This window comes from Eubacterium ramulus ATCC 29099 (genome assembly GCF_000469345.1).
In the GTDB taxonomy this organism is placed as follows: Bacteria; Bacillota; Clostridia; order Lachnospirales; family Lachnospiraceae; genus Eubacterium_I; species Eubacterium_I ramulus.
Window position 1 is genome coordinate 1 of record NZ_KI271160.1, and the last position, 851, is coordinate 851.

Genomic DNA, 851 nt, shown 5'->3' on the forward strand with positions numbered 1-851 from the left:
CCAGATGCAAAGTTGTTCATCACTGTTCCATTTTCATTTAGTGGTCGGACAGTAAGAAGAATGTGTGCATGGGGATTGTGACCATCTGTATCGTGAATGGCAAAATCAGCACACATCCCCATATCTACAAAATTCTTTTTAATAAAATCCTGAAGAAGAGAAATATTGCTGTCTTTATCCAACTCAACGGGGAGTGCAACAACAAATTCTCTTGCAAGTCGGCTGTCTTTGGTCTTTTCGTTTTCTTCCACAGCATTCCAGAGTTGTTCCCGGTCATTCCATTTCGATGGAGCCATTGGAGGAAGCATCACTTCATGATAGATCAGACCCTGCTTTCTGGTATAGTCATGCTGAATGCCATCATAATCATTGTACATGCGGCTACAGCTCATATAAGCAGAAGCAGCAACAGCAGACCGACCGGAACCACGGCTGACGACTTTGGCTTGCATATGATAAATTGCCATATCTGGCATCTCCTTTTTATGCCCGTATCCGGGCAGTTTTGGTTTTAAAATCTTTTGGTTTGGTACTATGGTTTTAGATAACTGACAGTGGCATATTTCTGGTAATAAATGAGGAAAGAGAGTAGTACCACTGTCAGTGAAAAATAATCATTCTCTTGTTTCCAGATAAGGATCAGCCTGTGTGCGGTAGTAGCGGTCAAAATAATCTACCAGTGCAAGAGAGATTACCTGACTGTAAGATTTAAAATCCTGCCTGTCCATCGTCTGTAAATATTCCCAGGCTCTCCGCTGCTGTTCTTTGTCCAGATTAAAGCGCAGGTTTGTGTTACGGATATTGTTCTGCATGGTTTATCCCTCGTATTATATAGTAGTAGTTTTTATAGA

The 851-nt window shown here is 41.4% G+C and carries 1 protein-coding gene and 1 pseudogene; both read right to left on the minus strand.

Annotated elements, in window-relative coordinates; translation table 11 throughout:
- The coding region (gene mobQ / locus HMPREF0373_RS11835) for a MobQ family relaxase (protein WP_044964231.1) at positions 1 to 467 on the minus strand (467 nt) is incomplete at its 3' end.
- 150 nt (positions 468 to 617) lie between these two features.
- Positions 618 to 812 (minus strand): annotated as a pseudogene (locus HMPREF0373_RS11840) (adenylate cyclase); the annotation flags it as partial.
- Positions 813 to 851 lie beyond the last annotated feature (39 nt).